The 1,277-nt window shown below is 62.8% G+C and carries 1 protein-coding gene; it reads right to left on the reverse strand.

Annotated elements, in window-relative coordinates:
* Positions 1 to 41: 41 nt before the first annotated feature.
* Positions 42 to 1,165, reverse strand: a protein-coding gene (locus tag ACZ4FV_RS52395) for an IS3 family transposase (protein WP_465328555.1) whose coding sequence is annotated in 2 segments (ribosomal slippage) — positions 42 to 961 and positions 961 to 1,165 — 1,125 coding nt in all. Because the reading frame shifts where the segments join, the coding sequence is not laid out codon by codon here.
* Positions 1,166 to 1,277 lie beyond the last annotated feature (112 nt).

Consider the following 1,277-nt stretch of genomic DNA (forward strand, 5'->3'; position numbering starts at 1 on the left):
TGAGGTGCCCCGTGTTTTCCGGACACGTTGACTTCTGTTGTTTACGCCGCCAGCCCGAGTTGCTTGTGCTCGTTCAGGACTTCCAGCGGCGTGCGATATCCCAGGCGTGAGTGGAGTCGTCGGCGATTATAGAACCCTTCGATGTATCTGACAACCTCGCGGCGTGCCTTCGCGTGGTCCGTGAAGACGTAGCGGTTCAGCCATTCGTTCTTCAGGGCACCGAAGAAGGATTCCGCCATCGAATTGTCCCAGCACACTCCGGTGCGTCCGACCGACTGGCGAATGTTGTGACGACTCAGCACGCGGGCGAATTCCCCAGAAGTGTAGTTGCTGCCGCGGTCCGAGTGAAATATCGCGCCCTTCTCGATGTCGATCCGTCCGCGGGCCATGTCGAGTGCCGCGGTGACCAGCGAGGTCTTGAAATGGTCCGCCATCGCCCAGCCGACGACCGCCTTGCTGTGGCAGTCGATGACCGTGGCGAGATAGAGGAATCCCTCCCAGGTCGGAATGTAGGTGACGTCACCGACGAGTTTGACGCCCGGCCGGCCCGCGGCGAAGTCGCGGCGGACCAGGTCGGGGATGCGCGGATGCGCGCCGTCGGCTCGGGTCGTGACGACCCGCCACGGCCGGGGCTGACAGGGCACGAGCCCCAGGTCACGCATCAACGCGCGGACGAGTTCCGGGGACGCGGTCTCGCCGGAGCGCGCCAGGACGGCGTGGACGCGTCGATATCCGTAGGTCTCGTGATTCGCCGTGAAGATCTCCTTGATCGCCGCCTTGAGGCGTTCCCGTCGACGTGCGGTTGCGGATTCCGGACGGATTCGCCATTCGTAGTATCCGGATCGGGAGATGTCGAGCCATCGGCACATTTCGGCTACACGGAAATTCGCCTTCTCCGCGTCGACGAGTTCGTAGCGGGAACTCACCGATGGTCGCGGGCGAAGTAGGCGCTGGCTTTTAGGAGGAACGCATTCTCTTCACGGAGTTTCCGAACCTCGCGCTCCAGTTGCCGTTCACGCTCCGTCGAAGTGTCGGGGTTCCGGGGCGCAGATTCCGGCCCCGCCATCGATCTGCGATAACGCGTCACCCAGGTCCCGAGTGTCGTGTCGTGGATTCCCAACTCGCGTGCGACCTGGGTGATCGGTCGGGGACCGTCCAACACCATACGGACGGCCTCGTCCTTGAACTGCTGTGTATATCTTGGCGGCACGTGCTTTCTCTTTCCGGTTACCTGCAACCCTACGCGGGTCGCTGTCCGGAAGATCAAGGGCACCTCA

Source organism: Embleya sp. NPDC025285 (assembly GCF_055558835.1).